This window comes from Streptomyces sp. NPDC017890, assembly GCF_044328675.1.
Taxonomy (GTDB): Bacteria; Actinomycetota; Actinomycetes; order Streptomycetales; family Streptomycetaceae; genus Streptomyces.
On sequence record NZ_JBIRHU010000039.1, the window covers coordinates 1 to 18,106 of the forward strand.

The 18,106-nt window shown below is 67.6% G+C and carries 15 protein-coding genes and 4 pseudogenes; 12 read left to right on the forward strand and 7 right to left on the reverse strand.

The features are described 5' to 3' along the window. Positions 1-93 precede the first annotated feature (93 nt). Positions 94-177, forward strand: a pseudogene (locus ACH4F2_RS33485) (ATPase); the annotation flags it as partial. 50 nt (positions 178-227) lie between these two features. Further along, positions 228-731, forward strand: coding sequence for a hypothetical protein (locus tag ACH4F2_RS33490; protein WP_398136506.1), 504 nt, complete (start codon positions 228-230; stop codon positions 729-731). Between the two features lie 257 nt (positions 732-988). On the opposite strand, the gene ACH4F2_RS33495 is transcribed toward ACH4F2_RS33490, so the two are convergent. From ACH4F2_RS33495 to ACH4F2_RS33520, 6 genes and pseudogenes are all read right to left on the reverse strand, one after another. Continuing rightward, positions 989-2,545, reverse strand: a complete 1,557-nt coding sequence (locus ACH4F2_RS33495; protein WP_398136507.1) for a hypothetical protein — start codon at positions 2,543-2,545, stop codon at positions 989-991. A 130-nt stretch (positions 2,546-2,675) separates the two neighbouring features. Then, a pseudogene (locus ACH4F2_RS33500) lies at positions 2,676-3,317 on the reverse strand (transposase). Positions 3,318-3,412: 95 nt separating this feature from the next. After that, positions 3,413-5,063: pseudogene (locus ACH4F2_RS33505) on the reverse strand (ISAzo13 family transposase). Between the two features lie 28 nt (positions 5,064-5,091). After that, positions 5,092-5,247, reverse strand: coding sequence for a hypothetical protein (locus ACH4F2_RS33510; protein WP_398136527.1), 156 nt, complete (start codon positions 5,245-5,247; stop codon positions 5,092-5,094). Positions 5,248-5,286: 39 nt separating this feature from the next. Continuing rightward, entirely contained in the window at positions 5,287-6,657 is a 1,371-nt protein-coding gene (locus tag ACH4F2_RS33515; RefSeq protein ID WP_398136508.1) for an APC family permease, read from the reverse strand. Then, a complete protein-coding gene (locus ACH4F2_RS33520; RefSeq protein WP_398136509.1) occupies positions 6,654-7,532 on the reverse strand; it encodes a carbon-nitrogen hydrolase family protein in 879 nt (292 codons plus the stop codon). Before ACH4F2_RS33520 ends, ACH4F2_RS33515 begins: the two co-directional genes overlap by 4 nt. Positions 7,533-7,725: 193 nt before the next feature. Here ACH4F2_RS33520 and ACH4F2_RS33525 point away from each other — a divergent pair, with 193 nt between their 5' ends. The 4 genes and pseudogenes from ACH4F2_RS33525 to ACH4F2_RS33540 form a co-directional block, all read left to right on the forward strand. Further along, entirely contained in the window at positions 7,726-8,622 is an 897-nt protein-coding gene (locus tag ACH4F2_RS33525; protein WP_398136510.1) for a LysR family transcriptional regulator, read from the forward strand. A 207-nt stretch (positions 8,623-8,829) separates the two neighbouring features. Then, positions 8,830-10,713, forward strand: a complete 1,884-nt coding sequence (locus ACH4F2_RS33530) for a hypothetical protein (protein ID WP_398136511.1) — start codon at positions 8,830-8,832, stop codon at positions 10,711-10,713. A gap of 171 nt (positions 10,714-10,884) precedes the next feature. Continuing rightward, complete coding sequence (locus ACH4F2_RS33535) at positions 10,885-11,169, forward strand: transposase (protein WP_398136512.1); 285 nt, start codon at positions 10,885-10,887, stop codon at positions 11,167-11,169. A 144-nt stretch (positions 11,170-11,313) separates the two neighbouring features. Continuing rightward, positions 11,314-11,775: pseudogene (locus ACH4F2_RS33540) on the forward strand (IS3 family transposase); the annotation flags it as partial. A 518-nt stretch (positions 11,776-12,293) separates the two neighbouring features. Here the strand turns inward: ACH4F2_RS33540 and ACH4F2_RS33545 are convergent. Continuing rightward, entirely contained in the window at positions 12,294-12,488 is a 195-nt protein-coding gene (locus ACH4F2_RS33545; protein WP_398136513.1) for a hypothetical protein, read from the reverse strand. Positions 12,489-12,548: 60 nt separating this feature from the next. Here ACH4F2_RS33545 and ACH4F2_RS33550 point away from each other — a divergent pair, with 60 nt between their 5' ends. From ACH4F2_RS33550 to ACH4F2_RS33575, 6 genes are all read left to right on the forward strand, one after another. After that, on the forward strand, positions 12,549-12,752 hold the full coding sequence (locus ACH4F2_RS33550) for a cold-shock protein (protein ID WP_003973099.1): 204 nt from the start codon (positions 12,549-12,551) through the stop codon (positions 12,750-12,752). A gap of 351 nt (positions 12,753-13,103) precedes the next feature. After that, positions 13,104-14,600, forward strand: a complete 1,497-nt coding sequence (locus ACH4F2_RS33555) for a DEAD/DEAH box helicase (protein WP_398136514.1) — start codon at positions 13,104-13,106, stop codon at positions 14,598-14,600. A 46-nt stretch (positions 14,601-14,646) separates the two neighbouring features. Next, the gene (locus ACH4F2_RS33560; RefSeq protein ID WP_398136515.1) at positions 14,647-15,051 is read left to right on the forward strand and encodes a CBS domain-containing protein; all 405 of its coding nucleotides are present in this window, start codon (positions 14,647-14,649) and stop codon (positions 15,049-15,051) included. Between the two features lie 63 nt (positions 15,052-15,114). Beyond that, positions 15,115-15,423, forward strand: coding sequence for an SCO5918 family protein (locus tag ACH4F2_RS33565; protein ID WP_398136516.1), 309 nt, complete (start codon positions 15,115-15,117; stop codon positions 15,421-15,423). 324 nt (positions 15,424-15,747) lie between these two features. Next, positions 15,748-16,164, forward strand: coding sequence for a hypothetical protein (locus tag ACH4F2_RS33570; protein WP_398136517.1), 417 nt, complete (start codon positions 15,748-15,750; stop codon positions 16,162-16,164). A 728-nt stretch (positions 16,165-16,892) separates the two neighbouring features. Further along, positions 16,893-17,780: a septum formation family protein gene (locus tag ACH4F2_RS33575; RefSeq protein ID WP_398136518.1), complete on the forward strand. Its 888-nt coding sequence runs from the start codon at positions 16,893-16,895 to the stop codon at positions 17,778-17,780. The last annotated feature ends 326 nt before the right edge of the window (positions 17,781-18,106 follow it).

An 18,106-nucleotide genomic window follows, 5' to 3' on the forward strand; every position in this document is an offset into this window, starting at 1 on the left:
CGACACTCGGGCCCTCGGCCTGCCCACCCTCAGCCCACGGCACGAAAACGGTCCACCGACTCCGTCGGCGGACCGTCACGAAACTTCGAGGTTAACGGCACCATCATCGAGACCGGCACCGACTCCTACCGCCTCGCCAGCACCCGAGCCCGAACCGAACAACCCGCAGCGGGCTGACCCCTGAAGCCGCTGGACTGCTGGTCAGGGCACCTGTCAGGCTCTGCCTCGTGGAAATTCTCGATGTCCTGACCAGCATGGCGAAGACGGGTCGGCTGGGCCCGGTGTTCAGCGGGGCCGACTGGAACGATGTGACCGCGGCACTCGGCGAACCGTGGGACATCGGAGCAATGAGCCGGAACAGAAAGTGGCCGCGGCTCTTCGCCTACGGAGACCTTGAACTGAGTGTCTGCCGCTGCCGCAAGGTCTCCCTCATCTGCGTCCAGACCTGGCGTGACGTCGTCGAGCTCCCCCCGTCGGCTGTCGGGGGAACGGGCACCTTCCCGGCGGGGCTCAAACACGCGGACGTCGTTTCCGCCTTGGACAAGACCGGCTGTTCCTGGGAGCCCTATCCTCCGCTGACCTTCGGCGACCAGTGCTCACTCACGGCGATCCCGTCAGGAGCGAACTTCACCTTCGAGATCCCCGAGGGCGAGGAACCCGTGCTGAACATCATGGGCCTGCCCGGCGACGGACACGACTGCTCCGTACGGACTCCAGGCCAAGATCACTGACGCGAAGCGCCGTCAAAACTCATGAATATTCATCGTCCCAGAGATCGCTAATCGCCGCTCAAACTGGTCGACAAACGCTGTCACTGAAGGTGGACGAAGCCACCCACCAGATTTCGCCACGTTGCACATGTCCTCCTGACACAGGACCGGGGAACAGGACGGCTGCGCGCGGAGCGGCTCAGCAGTCGGGAGCACTTCCGCGGTGTGGCAAGGCGACGGCCCTCAGGGGAGCCCGAGGGCCGTTGGCCAACCGGGGGTCAGAACAAGGTGTGGTCCTTCCAGGCCGGGGAACTCAGCGCCTCAGGGGGTCCCAGGCTGCCGTCCGGCGCTGCCGGATGCAGTGCGAGTTCCCCTGCCCCGTCGCCGGTCACCACGTCAACGGTTCCGTCGGCGTTCACGTCACCGACGACGGCCAACTGGGGACGCTGTGCTGCTGCCCAGCCGGCCGCGGCGACCGTCGTCGGTGTGCCCAGGTCCCACATCTGGCTGGTGCCGTAGTCGAGGGGGAAGAGCTGCAATGTCCCCTGCTCCGCGTCTCGGGCCCACAAGGAGGGCGCACCCGATTCCGAGGGCGTGTCCGAGAAGTGCACCGACGTCGAACTCCAGCCGCTCGTGCCCAGGACGGACGGCTCACCGACCCATAGCTCTTCCTGCAACTGCAGTTCGAAAAGCAGGAGTCGGTCGGATTCCACGGCCAGCAGCATGGGACTGGAGTCTTCAGTCCGGTTCAACGCGATCCTGGTGACGTGGGACCAGTCGTAGCCAGTGATCTCCGCTGGCGCGCCGAACCCACCGAGACCGTCACCGGGGTAGGCGAACAGCTTGCCGTCCTGGAGGGCCACGATGTCGTTGCGGACATCATTGGCCTCTTGAGGACCGTACCGGTTCAGGAGCCAGCTGGCCCTTGCCACCGTGGCGTGCGACCAGTCTCTTCCGTCAGCCACCTGGGAGGTGGCGAAACCCCCACCCTCGACACCCGGTGACAGGACGAGCTTGCCGTTTTCGCCGACACCGAGCAGGTCCGGGTGGCTGTCGCTGTTGTAGTCGCCGAACCGCTCGATGAAGGGGTACTGGACCCAGTACCCGGCATGGACGCGATCGGAGATGTTGCCTGCTCTGTCTGCCGTCCGGGCCGAGATGCTCGCCGGGCCCGTTCGCTCGGGAGTGATGAACGTGGCCGTGACGGTTCCCTCCGGTCCGATCGGGACGCCTTGGCCTTCCGGGCAACCGTTGAGCTCACGTTCCGGGTCGAAGCAGATGCGGGTGGCCTCTGTCCCCTCCGGAAGGGTGAAACGTATGGTGCGCGGCGTGCCGGGCGGCGCGCCCTGGGGATAGGTGGCTGCGTCGAGGAAGGAGATGGCAGGTTCAGCCGGTCTCGTCCTGTCCATGTTGAACCCGCAGGCGGTGGTCCACGGTGAGGTACCGCCGATGCCCTCCAATCGTGCTTGCCACCAGTAGTTCTCCTTTTCGGGAAGTAGGTCTTGGGGCACGCGCAGGGTGGCGGAGCCGCTGGAGCCAGCTGGGACCGACACGTCGAGTACGGGTTCACTGCTGTCCTGCTGACGCAGGACGAACCGGGCTTGTGGGTGGCCTTCGGTGTTGCTTTGTCCGTCGACGCCCACCGACAGACGCACGTCCGTGTTCCCGAACCAGGGCAGTGATCCGGCGGTTACGCAGTTCCCCCCGGGATGCGTCTGCGGGTTGCTCGGCGTGTACGGGTACTCCGCAGCGAGCGCCGGGCTGCCGCCCAGCAATCCGGTGGCACACACCAGAGCCAGCACACCGGCTCTGAGTGACATGCTGATGCTCCTCATGTCCCCCTCCTCCAACAGCACTTGACGACTGGAGAAAACCTACCGGGCGTAGCAAGGCCCATCACTGGGCTGTCGGAGTCAACGCCAGCGGGCAGAAGGTGGGGCCTTGACCCTGAATCTTGAACACGGGTTATGCGGCTTGTGCCAGCGTAGTTGGTCTGAGGTGGAAGGCGTTTTCGTAGGCGATCGGTGATCGTTGTCCGAGGCGGGAGTGTCGGCGTCGGGTGTTGTAGCGGTGGAGCCATCGGAAGGCGTCGAGTCGGGCCTCGCGCTCGGTTGGCCAGCTCTTTCTTCCTTGCAGGGTCTCGCGTTTGAAGGTCGCGTTGAAGGACTCGGCGAGTGCGTTGTCCGCGCTGGACCCGACGGCGCTCATGCTGCGCCGAACCCCTGCTGACCTGCAGGCTTGGCCGCCTGCCGGGCGGCCCGGCCGGCGGCTGTCCGGCGCCAGTAGTAGAAGCTCGAGCGGCTGACGCCGAGGATGCTGCACAGCCGCTTCACGCCCTTTACGCAGGATTTCGCGTTCCTCCTCCAACTCACGGACCTTCTTCCGCAAGGCGGTGTTCTCCGCCTCCAGCGGCGCCGACGGCTGAGAGGGCTCCTGCGTCCGCCGCCCCCGGGGACGACTCACCCCGGCTGCCCGAACCCAGTTCCGCAGAGTCTCCGGATTGATTCCCAGATCGGCGGCGACCGACCTGATCGTCGCTTCCGGCCGCGACTGGTACAGCGCGACCGCGTCCGCCTTGAACTCCGGCGGGTAGTTCTTCATGACCACGAGATGTCCGTTCTCAGATCCGCAGGATCCAGTGTCTCGTGTGTTCAACATCAGGGGTCAAGGCCCGATCCCCCCTTCTAAGGGCTTGCCGGAAATCAACACGTTGGTTTGATCTTGGTTTCGTCAGGGGCGAGGCACCGGGCGATATCGTCTGGTGTGCGGAAACGGGCTGTTGAGGCAGGGAGGCAGACATCGTTGGCTTCCAGGAGCGGGCGGACGTCTTTCACTGCACGGCTGATGGTCATGGCAGTGGTGTTGAAGAGCTGGCCGAGGAGCTCCTGAAACGAGTGTTTCCGCAGGTAGAGGATGGTGGCCAGGATCTGGTCGGCGGGGGTGAGTGTGGGTTTACGGCCGGTGTCAGGGGCGACGCGGCGTGGGCCGCCACGGGCTGCTTGGCGGACTTGTTCGCGGTGCTCTTCCAGCACGGGGACCAGGGTGTCGATGAGGTCGCTGAGTTGCTTGCGGGGCATGCCGGTCAGCTCGGGGTGCTGCAGGTCATGGAGCGTGAGGGGGCGAGAGCTCTCGGCCAGCCACCCGTGTTGCCAAGGCAGGCATGGGCCCGGTTGATGATCTGCGGGGTGAAAGGTGTAGTTCCAGTCCCCGTGGAAACGGTGGCGGGTGAGCGGCAAGGCGGCGATGGCCTCGTCGCTGATGCGAATGCTGGTGGGGTACTCGCCGCTGTCGAGTTCGGCGTGCACGGTCAGACCGGTGCGGCTGGTGGTAGCGGCGATGGTCTGGAGCATGACTTCATGGCTGGTCAGGGGCCTGCCGCGCCAGTTCATGGTGATGTGGGAGAACAGCCGGTGCTCGATCTTGTTCCACTTCGAGGTGCCGGGCGGCAGGTGACACACGGTGATCTCAAGGCCGGTCTCGGCGGCGAGGTCGGCCAGGTGAGTCTTCCAGCCGCGGGTGCGGTAGCCGTTGGAACCCCCGCCGTCGGCGGTGATCAGCAGTCGGCGGGCGTGGGGGTAGTCGTGCCGGCCGACCGCCTGCCACCAGCGACGGATCGAGGCAACGGCGAACGCCGCGGTGTCGTGATCGGTGCCGATGGTGACCCAACCGGTGTTCGCCGCCAGGTCGTAGATGCCGTACGGAATCACCTTCTCGGCCTGGCCGAGGAAGTCGTGCGTGTTGACCCTCACGGGCTGCCCGGCGGGCCGCCACTCCTGCCCGGCGTTCTTGTAATCGCCGATCAGCTCCTTCTTCTTGGTGTCCACGCTGATCACGGGGTCACCGGCGTCCCGGTGATCGCATGCCTGCTCGTTGAGGTAGCGGAACTGGGCATCCCGGTCCGGGTGCTGGGCGCCTTCGATGGTCTTGGCGTTGCCCTGCAAGCTGAATCCTTCCTCCCGCAGCAGGCCGGCAACGGTGTCGGCGGATACCCGGTGGCCCCGCCGGGTCAGCTCTACTGCCAGTCTCCGGGTCGACTTCGTCGTCCAGCGCAGCGGCGACATCGGATCGCCCCGCTCGTCGGGCTCGACCAGCGCCAACAGCGCCGGCCGCAGCCCCGCATCCAGCTCGGTCGCCTTCTTCCGGCCCCCACCAGGACGACGGACCCGCCCCAACGGCGCCCGGCCGGAATCCAGTTCATCCACCCCGGCGCGAGACTGTGCCCTCCCGCACCCCGGCTGCAGCGGCGACGAGCCTGATCCCGCCATGCCCCAGCGACCGCGCTTCCGCCCCTATGGCCAGTCGACGCTGACGCCCGTCCAGATGCGGCAACAACGCCTGGAACTTCGCAGCCAGGACCGCCTCAATCCCCTCCGGTCTCCCCTTACCAGAACAACGATCCCCACAGCTGAAGCCACGACTTGTTCCCGGCAAGCCCTAAGACGATGATGGGGAGCTGGACGTCGGGCTGGCAGTGGGTGCAGGCCTTGAGTGCGGCGGCGAGCAGGCGACGGGCTTCGTCGTGGTCCTGCGGATGAATCCGCTCACCCGCACGACGGGCCCGAGCGACGGAGGGGAGCTATGCGGTGACTCTGTCCGTGGCCGCGGTGTCGTCGTCGAAGGTCATCTCCGGTGCGGGCCGGCGGAAGCCCTTGGTCAGGACGGCCAGGTAGACGACGCCGACCGCCAGCCAGACGCCGCCGATCTGGAGTGCGACGTCGCCGAGCTTCGTGAGCAGGTAGAGGGAGACGGCGGCGCCGATGGTCGGCATCACCAGGTACGAGAAGAGGTTGGGGGTGCGGCCGTGTCTGCGCTCTCGGACCAGGTGGGCGATCACGCAGACGTTCACCAGGGCGAAGCCGAGGAAGGCGCCGAAGTTGATGAATGAGGTGGCTGTGGTCAGGTCGAGTTTCATTGCGATGACGCCGGCGGCCGCGGTCAGCAGCAGGTTCAAGACGGGCGTGCCGGTTTTCTTCGACAGGTTGCCGAAGACGGCCTTGGGCAGTGCGCCGTCGCGTCCCATGACGTACATGAGGCGGGCGGCGGAGGCTTGCAGGGCGATGCAGGAGGCGATCGATCCGGCGATGGTGACGAAGTTGATGATCTCGGCGTACGTCTCGCCGCCGACCTGGACCTTCAGGTGATAGGCGGCCGCGTCGACGTCGGCGAACTCTGCGCCGGGGTGGGCCAGTTGCATCACGAAGGACAGCACGATGAAGATCGCTCCGGCGGCGATGACGCAGCCGATGATGCCGCGGCCGATCGTCCTCGCCCCGCCCCTGGCCTCCTCGCCCAGCGTGGAGACGGCATCGAAGCCGAGGAAGGAGTACGCGGCGATGGCGGCGGCCGCAGTGACCGCGCCGATCGAAGCTCCGGAGTTCCACAGGGCGTCCGCTGCAGGGGCGGAGGAGCCGTGCTTGCCGAGGAAGACGACACACAGGGTGGCGAAGAGGACCAGCGATCCCAGAGCGATGAACATCAGGACCTTGTTGACACGGTCCGCGAGCTTCATGCCGAAGACGTTGATGGCGGTGGTGATGCCCACCGAGACGATCAGCCAGACCCACTTGGGTGTCTCAGGGAACTGGGCGTTGAAGTAGATCGCCGTGATCAGCCAGCCGACCATCGGGATGAAGAAGTAGTCGAGCAGCATCGCCCAGCCGGACAGGAAGCCGATGCGGCTGTCGAGCATCTTGCGGGCGTAGGTGTAGACCGACCCCGCGCCGGGCACGGCGCGCGCCATCTTTGCGTAGCTCAGCCCGGTGAGCAACATCGCGAGGGTGGCGACGGCGAACGCGGTCGGGGCCACGCCGCCGCTGGTGGCGGCGACCACGCCGAAGATCGTGACGACGACGCCGGGGGAGATGTAAGCCAGGCCGAACAGGACGACGGAGAAGAGGCTCAGGTCGCCCTTCAGTCTCACGGTGTGCCCGGTTGTCTCGCTGTTCATCGTGGTGGCTCCTCGGTGGTGTGGGCGGGGTTCCAGGTGGCGGGGTCGATGCGGCCCCCGTACAGCGGGAGGTCGAGGGCTGGGTCGCCCGGGCGGAATTGGTCCCAGATCCGGTTGAGACCGGCGGTGCCGTAGCGGCGGACGTTGCCGACCTCGTCGAGGTCGATCACGTCGGTGAGGGTGGAGTCGCCGGCGTCGACGATTTCGGCGCGCACCGTGCCCTGTGGATCGATGACGAGGCTGCGGCCGACCCCGGAGGGGGCGGCAGCGTTGACGCTGGCGACGAAGACCTGATTGGTGATGGCGTTGGCGCGGCTGAGGACGACTTCCTGCGTGCGGTCGCTCGTCGGCGTGCGGACCACGTTGACGATCAGCTCTGCGCCCATCCATGCCAGGTGGCGGGAGACCTCCGGGAACCAGGTGTCGTAGCAGATGGACAGTCCGATGCGGCCAACCCCTGCGAGGTCGACGACCTGAAACCGGTTGCCGGGTGTGGTCGTCTCGTACGGCCGCCACGGGCAGATCTTGCGGTACGCGGCGAGGCGCTCACCCCGGGGTGAATAGACCGGTGCCGTGTTGTGGACGCGGTCGCCGGTGCCTCGCTCGTAGACGCTGCCGGGCACCAGCCAGATGCCCAGATCCCCCGCGAGCTCGGCGAAGGCCGCATCGCGTTTGCCGTCGAGCGGCTCGGCCCCCTCCTGTGGGGCGGCCGCAACGCCGGGGGCGCTCTCGCCGAGGTGCAGTTCGGGGTAGACGACGAGGGCGCCGGGTGCGCGCAGTTTCACGCGCCGCTCCACGTCGGCGGCAAAGCCTGCGAGGTCGTCGGCCGGGCGGCCTGGCGCCTGGGCGAGGATCAGGGGCAGGGGGCGGGCCATGCGGAAACACCAGCCAATCGAAAGAACTGTTCGGTGAGAAGTCGACGGATGTTCGGGCGCCGATCGCCAGACATTCCGGTGGGACAAGGATGCGACCGGTCAGCCATAGCTTCAAATACTTGCCAGGGGTGATTACCATGCCTCTGAGGCATGTAGGTGTCATGCCTCCTCCGTCTCCCGAGGGGCCACCGCCATGGAACTCCGAGTGCTGCGTTACTTCCTGACCATCGTGGAGACCGGTTCCGTCACCAAGGCTGCCGAGGTGGTCCACGTCGCCCAGCCCTCCCTGTCGCGCCAGCTACGCGGCTTGGAGAAATCCTTGGGAATGACGCTCTTCGACCGCGGCGGCAAGCAGATGGCCCTGACGGCGGCCGGCCTGCGCTTCCTTCCCCTGGCCCGCGACCTGGTCACTCGCGCGGACGCCGCCGAGGCCGCAGTCGGTGCGCTGGCTGCTGGTCGCGCCATGCGGATCACCGTGGCGGCGCCGCCCACCACCATCACCGACGTGATCGCACCGTTCCTGGCCACCTGGGGACCGGAGGATCCGCTCGTCACTGTGCAGGCGGAGAGTCCGGCACGTGCGTACCAGGCCCTTGCGCAGGGCGCAGACGTGGCCATCTCCTCGGCACCTCCGAGACGCCGTTTCGCCGGGCTTCCGGTGGCTCGCCTGCCGCTGTGGGCCTATGTCCGTGCCGACCATGCCTGGGCGGACCGGGACCGCGTCACTATCAGGGAGCTTGCCGCGGAGCCACTCATCGTCCTCACCCCGGCGCACCGCACCCGCCGCATCCTGGACTATGCCGTGCAGGAAGCGGACGCCTCCTACGACATCGTGCTCGAATGCGACACCCCGCACGTCGCTCAGGCCATGGCGGCTTCGGGCCATGGTGTCGCGGTGGTCTCCGACGATCCCCGCTTCGACCTGCACCCGCTCTTGATCCTCGACAGTACGAGCGAACCGCTGCAGATCCACCTGCACGCGGCGTGGGACGCCGGCCACTACGCGCTGCGCAGCATCGAAGCATTCGCGGCCGGGTTGTCCCGCTTTTGTGTCGAGCGGTACGGGCCACAGGTCGCCGACCGCCTGTGAACTGCAGCGACGACTACCGACCACAGCTCTCACCACGACGCGAGGCGTGACCGCACACCGACCCGACGGCCGACAGGCCAACGAGAGCTGGAGGTATACCCGGCAAGCAGCCTGACCAGACCGGGTAGGCATTGGACGGCGGTCCCGGCGCGCCCCACCATGCGGCGATATCCCCCAACAGCTGCCAGCCCGAGAGGACCTCGGACCATGCCGAGACTGTTCCATGCCCGACGGCTACGCCGTGCCGCCGCCACTGCCGCCGTGCTCGCGGGGCTGTTCGCCGCCCCGCTGCCGACGATGGCGGCGCCCGCCGTAGCCGCACCCGTACCAGGGGATCCGCTCACCGGAAGCGGTGCGGTGAACCGAACCGCACTCACCGCCGGCCAACTCACCGGGGGCACCGCCGAGGACACCGTGTCCGACAGTGCCTTCGCCCTGCCGGCGCAAGCAGCGCCACCCACCCACAGCTTCGAAGGCACCTTCACCCTCGACGGCCTCTCCACCGCCGGCGGATTCCGCGCACTGAAGGACCCGAACAGATACGGAGACGCAGCAGCCACCCGACACCTACCGCCGGTCGACATTGCGCTCGTGCAGAACGGCAGCCACCTCGTCCCGGCGAAGCGCGGGCTGCAGTACACGGGTAACCAGGCGTGGAACCTGGCGGTGGGACCCGGCCGCGCGTGGAACGAGGACGGCGACGGCCAACGCACCCGCGCCTCCCTGCCATTCGCGCTCGTCGAGCGCAACGCCAACTGCGTGCACAACGGCGCCCTGACGTTCCTCTTCGACCACACATCGATCTCCGAAGTCCGCTACCAGATCACCACGGAGACCTGCGAGTACTTCCAGTTCGACATGTGGGGCCAGGTACCGGCCGACTACCGGCCCGGTCCCGTTGACGGCGCCGAGAACCTGCGCGACGCGTACGCCTCCGAGGTCAGGGACCGGCTCCCGACCAAGCCCATCCCGACGCTGGCCACCGACTACCCGGACAGTCAGGTGGACGTGGCGAAGTTCGGCTCCGGTATCACGCCGTCCGCGCTGAGCACCTTCGGCTTCTACTTCGGCGGGGTCCACTACGTGGGCAACTGTCGGACCCGGCAAGGGCAGTACCCATTCTGCGGCCAGATGCTGCTGCCTTCGTACTCGACGGCGAAGTCGGCGTTCGCGGGAACCGCCATGCTGCGCCTGGCGCAGCGATACGGCCCGGCCGTGGCCCGGGAGAAGCTCTCCGTCCGCATCCCCGAGACCGCCGGCAAGACTGCCTGGAGCGGCGTCACCCTCGACCGCACCCTCGACATGGCCACCGGGAACTACACCTCGCCCGGCTACGAGAGGGACGAATCAGGCCGCACCATGGCGGACTTCTTCGCGGCCGAGCCGTACGCCGTCAAGATGCGACTCGCTCTGTCCTTCCCGCGTAAGGCCAGCCCCGGCAGCAAGTGGGTCTACCACACCTCGGACACCTTCCTCGCCAGCCGCGCGATGAACAACTACCTGCAGGTAAAGGCTGGTTCGGGTGCCGACATCTTCGACATGCTCCGTGATGACGTGCTCGAACCAATCGGCGTCGGGCCCGACTCCCTCGTCTCCTCCCGCACCGACAACAGCCCCGGCGGGGCAGCCTTCGGCGGCTACGGCATGTTCTGGACGCAGGACTCCGTCGCCCGGTTCGCGAAATTCCTCAACAACGACCACGGCGCCGTCAACGGCACGCAGATACTTGACCCGGCACTGCTCGCGGCCACCATGCAACGCACGCCGCAGGACCGGGGCATGACCACCACCGGCACCAGGCCCATGAAGTACCAGAACGGCTTTTGGGGCGCCGAGTTCACCTCCGCCGACAACCCCGCCTACACCTGCCCCTTCTACGTACCCTTCATGTCGGGATACGGCGGCATCACCGTCGCGATGATGCCGAACGGCGCCACCTACTACTACTTCAGCGACAACAACGAGTTCAGTTGGAACGCCGCCGTCGCCGAAGCCGACAAGCTAGCGCCCATGCCCAGCGCGGCAGTTACTGCGAGGCAGACCCCGTCAAATGACCCTTGTCGGCCTGGGGTGCGCCTCACCTGTCCATGACCGTGGCCTGGGTGTCCCACCCGAACCTTTCCAGGTTTCATTACGGCGATACGAAGGGGCTTGTGCGGGGACATCAGGGCTCCGTTCCATGGCAGGGGCGGTGCCCGGGCCTTCCACCTTGATCGTGGACACCTCGACACTGGATCTTGGGTCCAGGGAGAGGAGTCCCAGGTGGGGGCCTATAAGTACTCGGCGGAGTTCCGGTCCGACGCGGTGGCACTGGCCCGTTCATCGGGCCGGCCCGTCTCGCGCGTCGCCGCTGAGCTGGGCGTGAACCACGAGACGCTGCGGCAGTGGATCAAGACCGCGGAGCATGCCGAGCGGCCCGAGGGGGTCGCGCAGTCCACGAAGGACGCGGAGCTCGCGGCCTTGCGCAAGCAAGTCCGCGAGCTGGAGATGGAACGCGACATCCTGCGCCGGGCGGCCAAGTATTTTGCGGGCGAGACGAACTGGTGAGCCGCTTCGAGTTCGTTGCCGACCACCGCGGCGCCTTCGGCGTGAAGCGGCTGCGCACCGTGCTGAACCTGTCGAGGTCCGGGTTCTACCGGTGGCTGAAGCCCCCCGGACCGAGCCGCGAAGAAGGCCGCGGACGCCGCACTCACCCGACGAATACGCACGGTCCACACCGAGTCCGGGAAGACGTATGGAGCCAAGCGGATCACCGCCGAACTCCGCGCAGGCGGTGTGATGGTGAACCGCAAGCGCATCGAGCGGCTCAGGCGCCAACACGACATTCAGGGACGGATGTTGCGACGGCGACACCGCACTACGATGCCGGGCCCCGCCGCCCAGGCGGTGCCCGACCTGCTGCGGCGGAACTTCACCGCACCCGCCCCCGACCGGGCCTGGGTCGGTGACATCACCTACCTGCCCATCGCCGACGGAAGGTCGCTTCGCCACCACGGCCCTCGCAATCGAGGACCTCTCCCCCGGCCTCGCCCACCGACTCCTCGGCCCGCTCCGTCTCGCACTCGGCGACGTTCACAGCTACCTCGTCCCCTCATGGGCCGGCAGCATGTCACACGAGGCGATCTCGCGACGCCGCATACCAACGACCATTGAACCTGAGCCTTGCGCAGCGCAGATGACACGACCTGATCGCCCAGACAACTGACGAAGCCACAGGTCAGGCCGCTGATCCGGTACAAGCCCACAATCACTGCAGCTACTGGCACACTGCAATCCCCCCACCCACCGAAGCACCACAAACTGATCAGTGCAGGCCAGACCACCAACTACTGATCAGGAAAACCGCCCTTGGACAAGAGGCGCTGCGGGAGCCGGGTGTGGAGTGGGCGCAGACAGCGAAGGTCTCCCGTGGAATCTCTGACGGGGTCTGTTGTCAGAGGTGCCAGGGACACTGGTCGCATGCCTCAGCGCGGCCTGAGGCGTCAGCTTCCCGCACTCGAGGGATTGGCACACGCTCACCGAAGCGTTCATGGCCGTGGCCGGAGCCGGCGGTGCCGCCGTCGTCCAATCCGCCGGCACCAACGCATGGGCCAGTCTGATCGCGGAGGCGCGGGCATGCTACATATGACGGCGCGCGGGTGTGTCAATATCTGCGCCCGCGAGTTGAGATTTCAACGGAACAGGCTGACAGATTCTTTGCCGCAATGAGCGGAGAGGAATTTTTCACCGCACGCCGGCTGCTGCGGCGTGCTACTGTCGATCTCAGTTGCAGTTGTGGTTCCCGAAACTTCAAGTGCTCTCCGGTCGGCCATTGTTCCACTGGAAGCGCTTTTGTATTTCCGGTTTTTTCCGGGCGGGGTGATCATCGCGGCGACACGGTGTCCGCACGGTGCGGGCTCCGATGCATTGCCCCAAAGGAGAATGACATGGCTGCTGGTACCGTGAAGTGGTTCAACGCGGAAAAGGGCTTCGGCTTCATCGAGCAGGACGGTGGCGGCGCTGATGTGTTCGCCCACTACTCGAACATCGCCGCCCAGGGCTTCCGCGAGCTGCTGGAGGGCCAGAAGGTGAACTTCGACATCGCGCAGGGCCAGAAGGGCCCGACGGCTGAGAACATCGTTCCCGCCTGACGCTGACTGCCGCGTTCTTGTAGCTGGGGCCCGCATCCTCCCGGGGTGCGAGCCCCAGCTACATGCGTTTTCCGCAGTGATTCCACCTGCGGACGACAACCAGGAAATCCGTAGGCTCACCGCACACGGATCGTCCTTCAGGGGTGCAGACGCATCCCTTCATAGCTACCTCGCCGTGGACGCTCCGAATATTGAGTTCCCACCGCGCCACTCATTTCAGCGCCTACGCTCGCACGGGTTCACCGTCGGGGGATTCGCTGCCGCCGTTCCGTCGGTCCATTCTTGCAATTCTCCGTGCCGCTCATCGCTGCGGGAATTCCTTGATATGTGCCGCATCGAGGAAGGTTCCGCATGAACCGCACACGTACGAACGACCGCTTCGCCCGCACCCGTAATAGCAGTGCCGACTCCGGAAGGGGTGGCAGCCGCTTCGGTTCGCCGGCCCCGCGCCGGTCGGCCGGCCCGAGCCGCTCCGGCGGTTACGGCCGCCGGCCCGCCACAGTGCAGGGGGAGTTCGCGCTGCCCAGGACGATCACTCCCGCGCTTCCCTCTGTGGAGGGCTTCGCCGATCTCGACATGCCCGGGGAACTGCTGGCCGCGCTCAGCCGGCAAGGCGTGACCGTACCGTTCCCGATCCAGGCCGCTACCCTGCCGAACTCCCTCGCGGGCCGCGACGTGCTGGGCCGCGGGCGTACCGGCTCCGGCAAGACCCTCGCCTTCGGGCTGGCCCTGCTCGCCCGTACGGCCGGACAGCGCGCCGAGGCCCGGCAGCCGCTTGGGCTGGTCCTCGTACCGACGCGTGAACTGGCGCAGCAGGTCACCGACGCGCTCACCCCGTACGCCCGCTCCGTGAAGCTGCGGCTGGCCACCGTCGTGGGCGGAATGCCGATCGGCCGGCAGGCGAGCGCACTGCGCGGTGGGGCCGAGGTCGTCGTCGCCACCCCGGGTCGTCTCAAGGACCTCATCGACCGCGGCGACTGCCGGCTGAACCAGGTCTCCATCACCGTCCTCGACGAGGCCGACCAGATGGCCGACATGGGCTTCATGCCGCAGGTCACCGCCCTGCTCGACCAGGTACGCCCCGAGGGACAGCGCATGCTGTTCTCGGCCACCCTCGACCGCAACGTCGACCTGCTCGTGCGCCGCTATCTGACCGATCCCGTCGTGCACTCCGTCGACCCCTCGGCCGGCGCCGTCACGACGATGGAACACCACGTGCTCCAGGTCCACGGCGCCGACAAGCACGCCACCACCACCCAGATCGCCGCACGCGACGGCCGGGTGCTCATGTTTCTCGACACCAAGCACGCCGTCGACAGGCTGACCCAGGACCTGCTGAACAGCGGGGTGCGGGCCGCCGCCCTGCACGGCGGCAAGTCCCAGCCTCAGCGCACCCGTACTCTGGCGCAGTTCAAGACCGGACACGTCACCGTGCTGGTGGCGACCAACGTCGCCGCGCGCGGCATCCACGTCGACAACCTCGACCTCGTCGTCAACGTCGACCCCCCGACCGACCACAAGGACTACCTCCACCGCGGCGGCCGCACGGCCCGTGCCGGTGAGTCCGGCAGCGTCGTCACGCTCGTCACACCGAACCAGCGCCGCGGCATGGTCCGTCTCATGTCGGACGCCGGGATCCGGCCGCAGACCACCCAGGTCCGCTCGGGCGACGAGGCCCTCAGCCGGATCACCGGAGCCCAGGCCCCGACCGGCATCCCGGTCGTCATCACCGCACCGGTGGCTGACCGCCCCAAGAAACGCGGTGCCACCTCCCGCGGCCGGCGCCGCCCCACCTCGGCGACCTACCGCACCCCCGCACTCCAGTCCACTGCCGGTGCGGCCGCATAAACCGCCCTGATCAAAAAACCCGGCCCGTCTGCGCAGGAGGCACCCTTTGACGCTGGTCCAGTCACAGATTCATTCCGTGAGCGCTCACCCCGTGCACAGCACGGTGGCCGACGCCATGGACGCAGCCGGGCCGCAGGTCTGGTACGACATGACCGTCGAGGTGGCGCTGTCCGTCATGGCCGCAGCACGTGCCGAGCATCTGCTCGTCTGCGACGAGGACGGCCTGTGCCTCGGCCTGGTCACCCAGGCCCGGCTCACCGCCGTCCGGGACAGCCCCGGATACACCGACCGGGTCCGCCTGGACGACCTCACCGACCGCAGCGGGCCCTTCCTCTCCCCCCTGGCCTCGAGGGAAGAAGCCGAGGACGCGATGCCTTTCGAGCGGCTCGGGCCCGTGCCCGTGGTCGACGAACACGGCAGCGCCCTGGGCGTCCTCGCCCTCTCCCGCTGAACCGCTCAACCGCTCGACCGCTCAACGGCGGTCGGCCCGTTTCCTCTTCGCCTGTGAGGCATCATGCGCTGTGTCATTGCCCGCTTCCCGTTCAACCTGACCAAGAGCGGCGTGCTGGATTCGATGAAGGGCATCAAACCCGAACCGGTCACCGGCGAGTCCGTGATCATCGGACGACGCCACTACCCAGTCAAGCAGGTCGGCCAGGTCATCACCCGCCAGGACCGCCGCGATTTCAGCGCCGGCGAAGTCCTCAGGGCCATGACCCTGCTCGGCTTCACCTGCCGCACCCTGCCCCAGGCCGCCCCCGCGCGCATCGAAAGTCCGCTGCAGCGGGCTTCCGCGCTGCTCGGCGCCCCCCTGGCCGTCTGACCCACGCGACAAGCGCACGCTGACACCAGGACAGCAGTGAGGGCCCGGCCGGCGCGCGCCGGCCGGGCCCTCACTGCATGCCGCACCCCCCCGATCGGTACCCGAGTAGGGCGACAGCACCGTGCCACACGGGCGATTCCTCCTACCGGGGTCAGTAGACGGCGAGGGAGACGGTGATCCAGTACTCCAGCAGCGGTTCGCTATCTGGCCTGGTCAAAGGCGCCGTCGGGAGTGTAGTCGGCTGCCGGTACGCCAGGGGCGCGACCGCCCTCCAACGAATGACATGGAGAACTGTCTGCGCAGTGACGAGGGCAGCCTTCCAGCGTGATCGACGACCTTGCCGACGCGGCCTGGGACCGTGAACTCGACGACCTCTTCCTGGGCACCGGCCACCGTTTCGGCCGTGCCGACCTGCGACGCCGCATGCGTGACTACGTGCGCGCACTCGCCTCGCCGCTGCCGATCGCCTGGGTGACCGCGGATGCCGCCTACGGCCAGGAGTGGCGCTTTCGGCGGGTACTGGAAGAAACCGCCGTCGGCTATGTGCTCGCCGTCCCGAAGTCCCAGCCGATGCCCCGCTTCGGCCGGATCGACCATCTCTTCAGCCAAGCACCGGATGAGGCACGGGAGCAACGCTCGTGCGGCGACGGCGCCAACGGCCCGCGCGTCTATGACTGGGCAGCCGTCCAGCTCCCGGTGATCGAGGACTTCGACGGTGAGCGGCCCACCCACCATCGCTGATGCTGGCCCGGCCCAGCATCAGCAGACCCGATCAGGTTCCCCTGCTGCCTCGCATACGCGCCGGTGGGAGCCGGCATCGACCAGCTCGTGCGCGTTGCCGGACGTCGGTGGGCGATCGAGGAACGCTTCCAGGCTGCGAAGAACGAGTGCGGCCTGGACCCCTACCAAGTCCGCCGCGACGTCCGATGGATGAGGCACCTCACCCTGGCCATGCTCGCGCATGCCCTTCTCACGGCCACGGCGGCCCGATCGGCGGCAAAGGAGGACGCAGAAACGGTTCCACCATGGTCCCGCTCACCGTGGCAGAAGTCCGTCGGCCGCTGGCAACCGGCCCCGCCCGCCCCTTCGCATCCATGCGCTGCGTTGGTCGCGATGACGGCGAAGGCGTCAGGCCGTGGCCCGGCACTGCCACTACCGACGACGATGTCATTCGTTGGAGGGGCGGTCCCACCCGCGCCGGCTGCACCGTCGACGGCCAGCACGCAGCACTCGACGACGGGCATCACGACGCTCACCCCCTGTGCGCAGCCCCACCGCAGCGGGACGATCGGCCGGCCGGGCCCGTGCCGCCGACTCCGTGCCGGTACAACCCTCGCGGCCCGTCCCGAGTCTGATACACCGCGATGAGGTGAGGGCCTGTCCTCGAGCCACCGGGTCACGACCGGACACAGAGATGGCATACGATCCGCATACCTCGCATAAAGATCAAGTAAGAGGATGTACACGCCATGACTGCCCGTGCCCCCTATCGTTCCCTTCGCGGTATACCCGCCGTTGCCGCCCTGCTCGCGATCAGCGCGGTGGGGTGCTCGGACGTCACCGACGCCGTCGACAGTGCCAAGGACGGCGCGAAGAAGGTGGCCCGCCAGCGCTCGGTGTTCTCACTGGACACCGGTGACTGCTACAACCCGTCCGGCAAGGCCGAGGGGACGGCGTACACCGTCGAGATCGTGCCCTGCGACGAAGCGCACGAAGGCCAGGTCGTGGGCGAGTTCTCGATCGACGAGGGCAAGGAATACCCCGGCGACGACGGGGTCTCGGCGATCGCGGACACCCGCTGCCCCGTCGAGGCGCAGAAGTACACCCCGGACACCTGGGCGCTCCCCGAGAGCGCCGAGCTCTTCTACTACACCCCGACCGCGCAGAGCTGGGCAACGGGCGACCGCTCGGTGAGCTGCGCCTACACCGCCGAGAAGGGCGCGCTGAGCGGCACGCTGGACACCGCGAAGTCCCTCAAGCCCGAACAGCTCACGTACCTCAAGGGATCGAACTCGGTCTACGAGGCCCTATGGGCGAACCAGTCCGAGAAGGACACCGTCGAGGCCGACCTGCCCGGTTACAAGGCACAGGCCAAAGCCGTCGCGGCCGCGCTCCAGACCCACCTCGAGGGCCTGAACGGCATCAACGGCGCCGAGATCGGCACACTCCGTTCGACGCTGGCGAAAGCGGCCGGCAACTGGACAAAGGCCGCGGACGCCACCGACGCCGACACGTTCTACGCCGCCTACGACCCGGCGTTCACCGGCATCGACCCGAACAAGTCGGTCGCCGCCCGCAAAGAGCTGGGCCTGGCCACCACCGTCCCGGCCGACGACGCCGAGGCCTGGGCGGGCTGACACATCCGCCATCTCCGGGCCGGTGTAGTACCAGCCGACGGAGTACCGGCGCAGCAGCCGCGACGGGTCGTCCAGCAGCCGCATGTCCCGGTCGTAGGTACGGCGGCCCTGGGCGTCGTAGACCCACAGCCCGACATAGTGGTCCCGCCAGGAGACGAGCCGGACTTCCAGCGGAGCCTCCCGGCCCGGCTCCCGGTACACCACCACGTACGGAAGCCCGGCGACATCCCGCTCCCGGGCCTCCTCCGCGGATGTCGGCCGCCAGGGCGCGCAAGCCTTCAGGTCCCACGCCTGCGCGTACCCCACCTCGACAACCACCGCCGCCC

Bases quoted from the DNA above. Each gene is read 5' to 3' on its own strand.
- ACH4F2_RS33545 (WP_398136513.1), bottom strand. From the start codon at position 12,488: ATGATCACCCCGCCCGGAAAAAACCGGAAATACAAAAGCGCTTCCAGT.
- ACH4F2_RS33555 (WP_398136514.1), top strand. From the start codon at position 13,104: ATGAACCGCACACGTACGAACGACCGCTTCGCCCGCACCCGTAATAGC.
- ACH4F2_RS33530 (WP_398136511.1), top strand. From the start codon at position 8,830: ATGCCGAGACTGTTCCATGCCCGACGGCTACGCCGTGCCGCCGCCACT.
- ACH4F2_RS33525 (WP_398136510.1), top strand. From the start codon at position 7,726: ATGGAACTCCGAGTGCTGCGTTACTTCCTGACCATCGTGGAGACCGGT.
- ACH4F2_RS33495 (WP_398136507.1), bottom strand. From the start codon at position 2,545: ATGAGGAGCATCAGCATGTCACTCAGAGCCGGTGTGCTGGCTCTGGTG.
- ACH4F2_RS33520 (WP_398136509.1), bottom strand. From the start codon at position 7,532: ATGGCCCGCCCCCTGCCCCTGATCCTCGCCCAGGCGCCAGGCCGCCCG.
- ACH4F2_RS33515 (WP_398136508.1), bottom strand. From the start codon at position 6,657: ATGAACAGCGAGACAACCGGGCACACCGTGAGACTGAAGGGCGACCTG.
- ACH4F2_RS33575 (WP_398136518.1), top strand. From the start codon at position 16,893: ATGACTGCCCGTGCCCCCTATCGTTCCCTTCGCGGTATACCCGCCGTT.
- ACH4F2_RS33550 (WP_003973099.1), top strand. From the start codon at position 12,549: ATGGCTGCTGGTACCGTGAAGTGGTTCAACGCGGAAAAGGGCTTCGGC.
- ACH4F2_RS33565 (WP_398136516.1), top strand. From the start codon at position 15,115: ATGCGCTGTGTCATTGCCCGCTTCCCGTTCAACCTGACCAAGAGCGGC.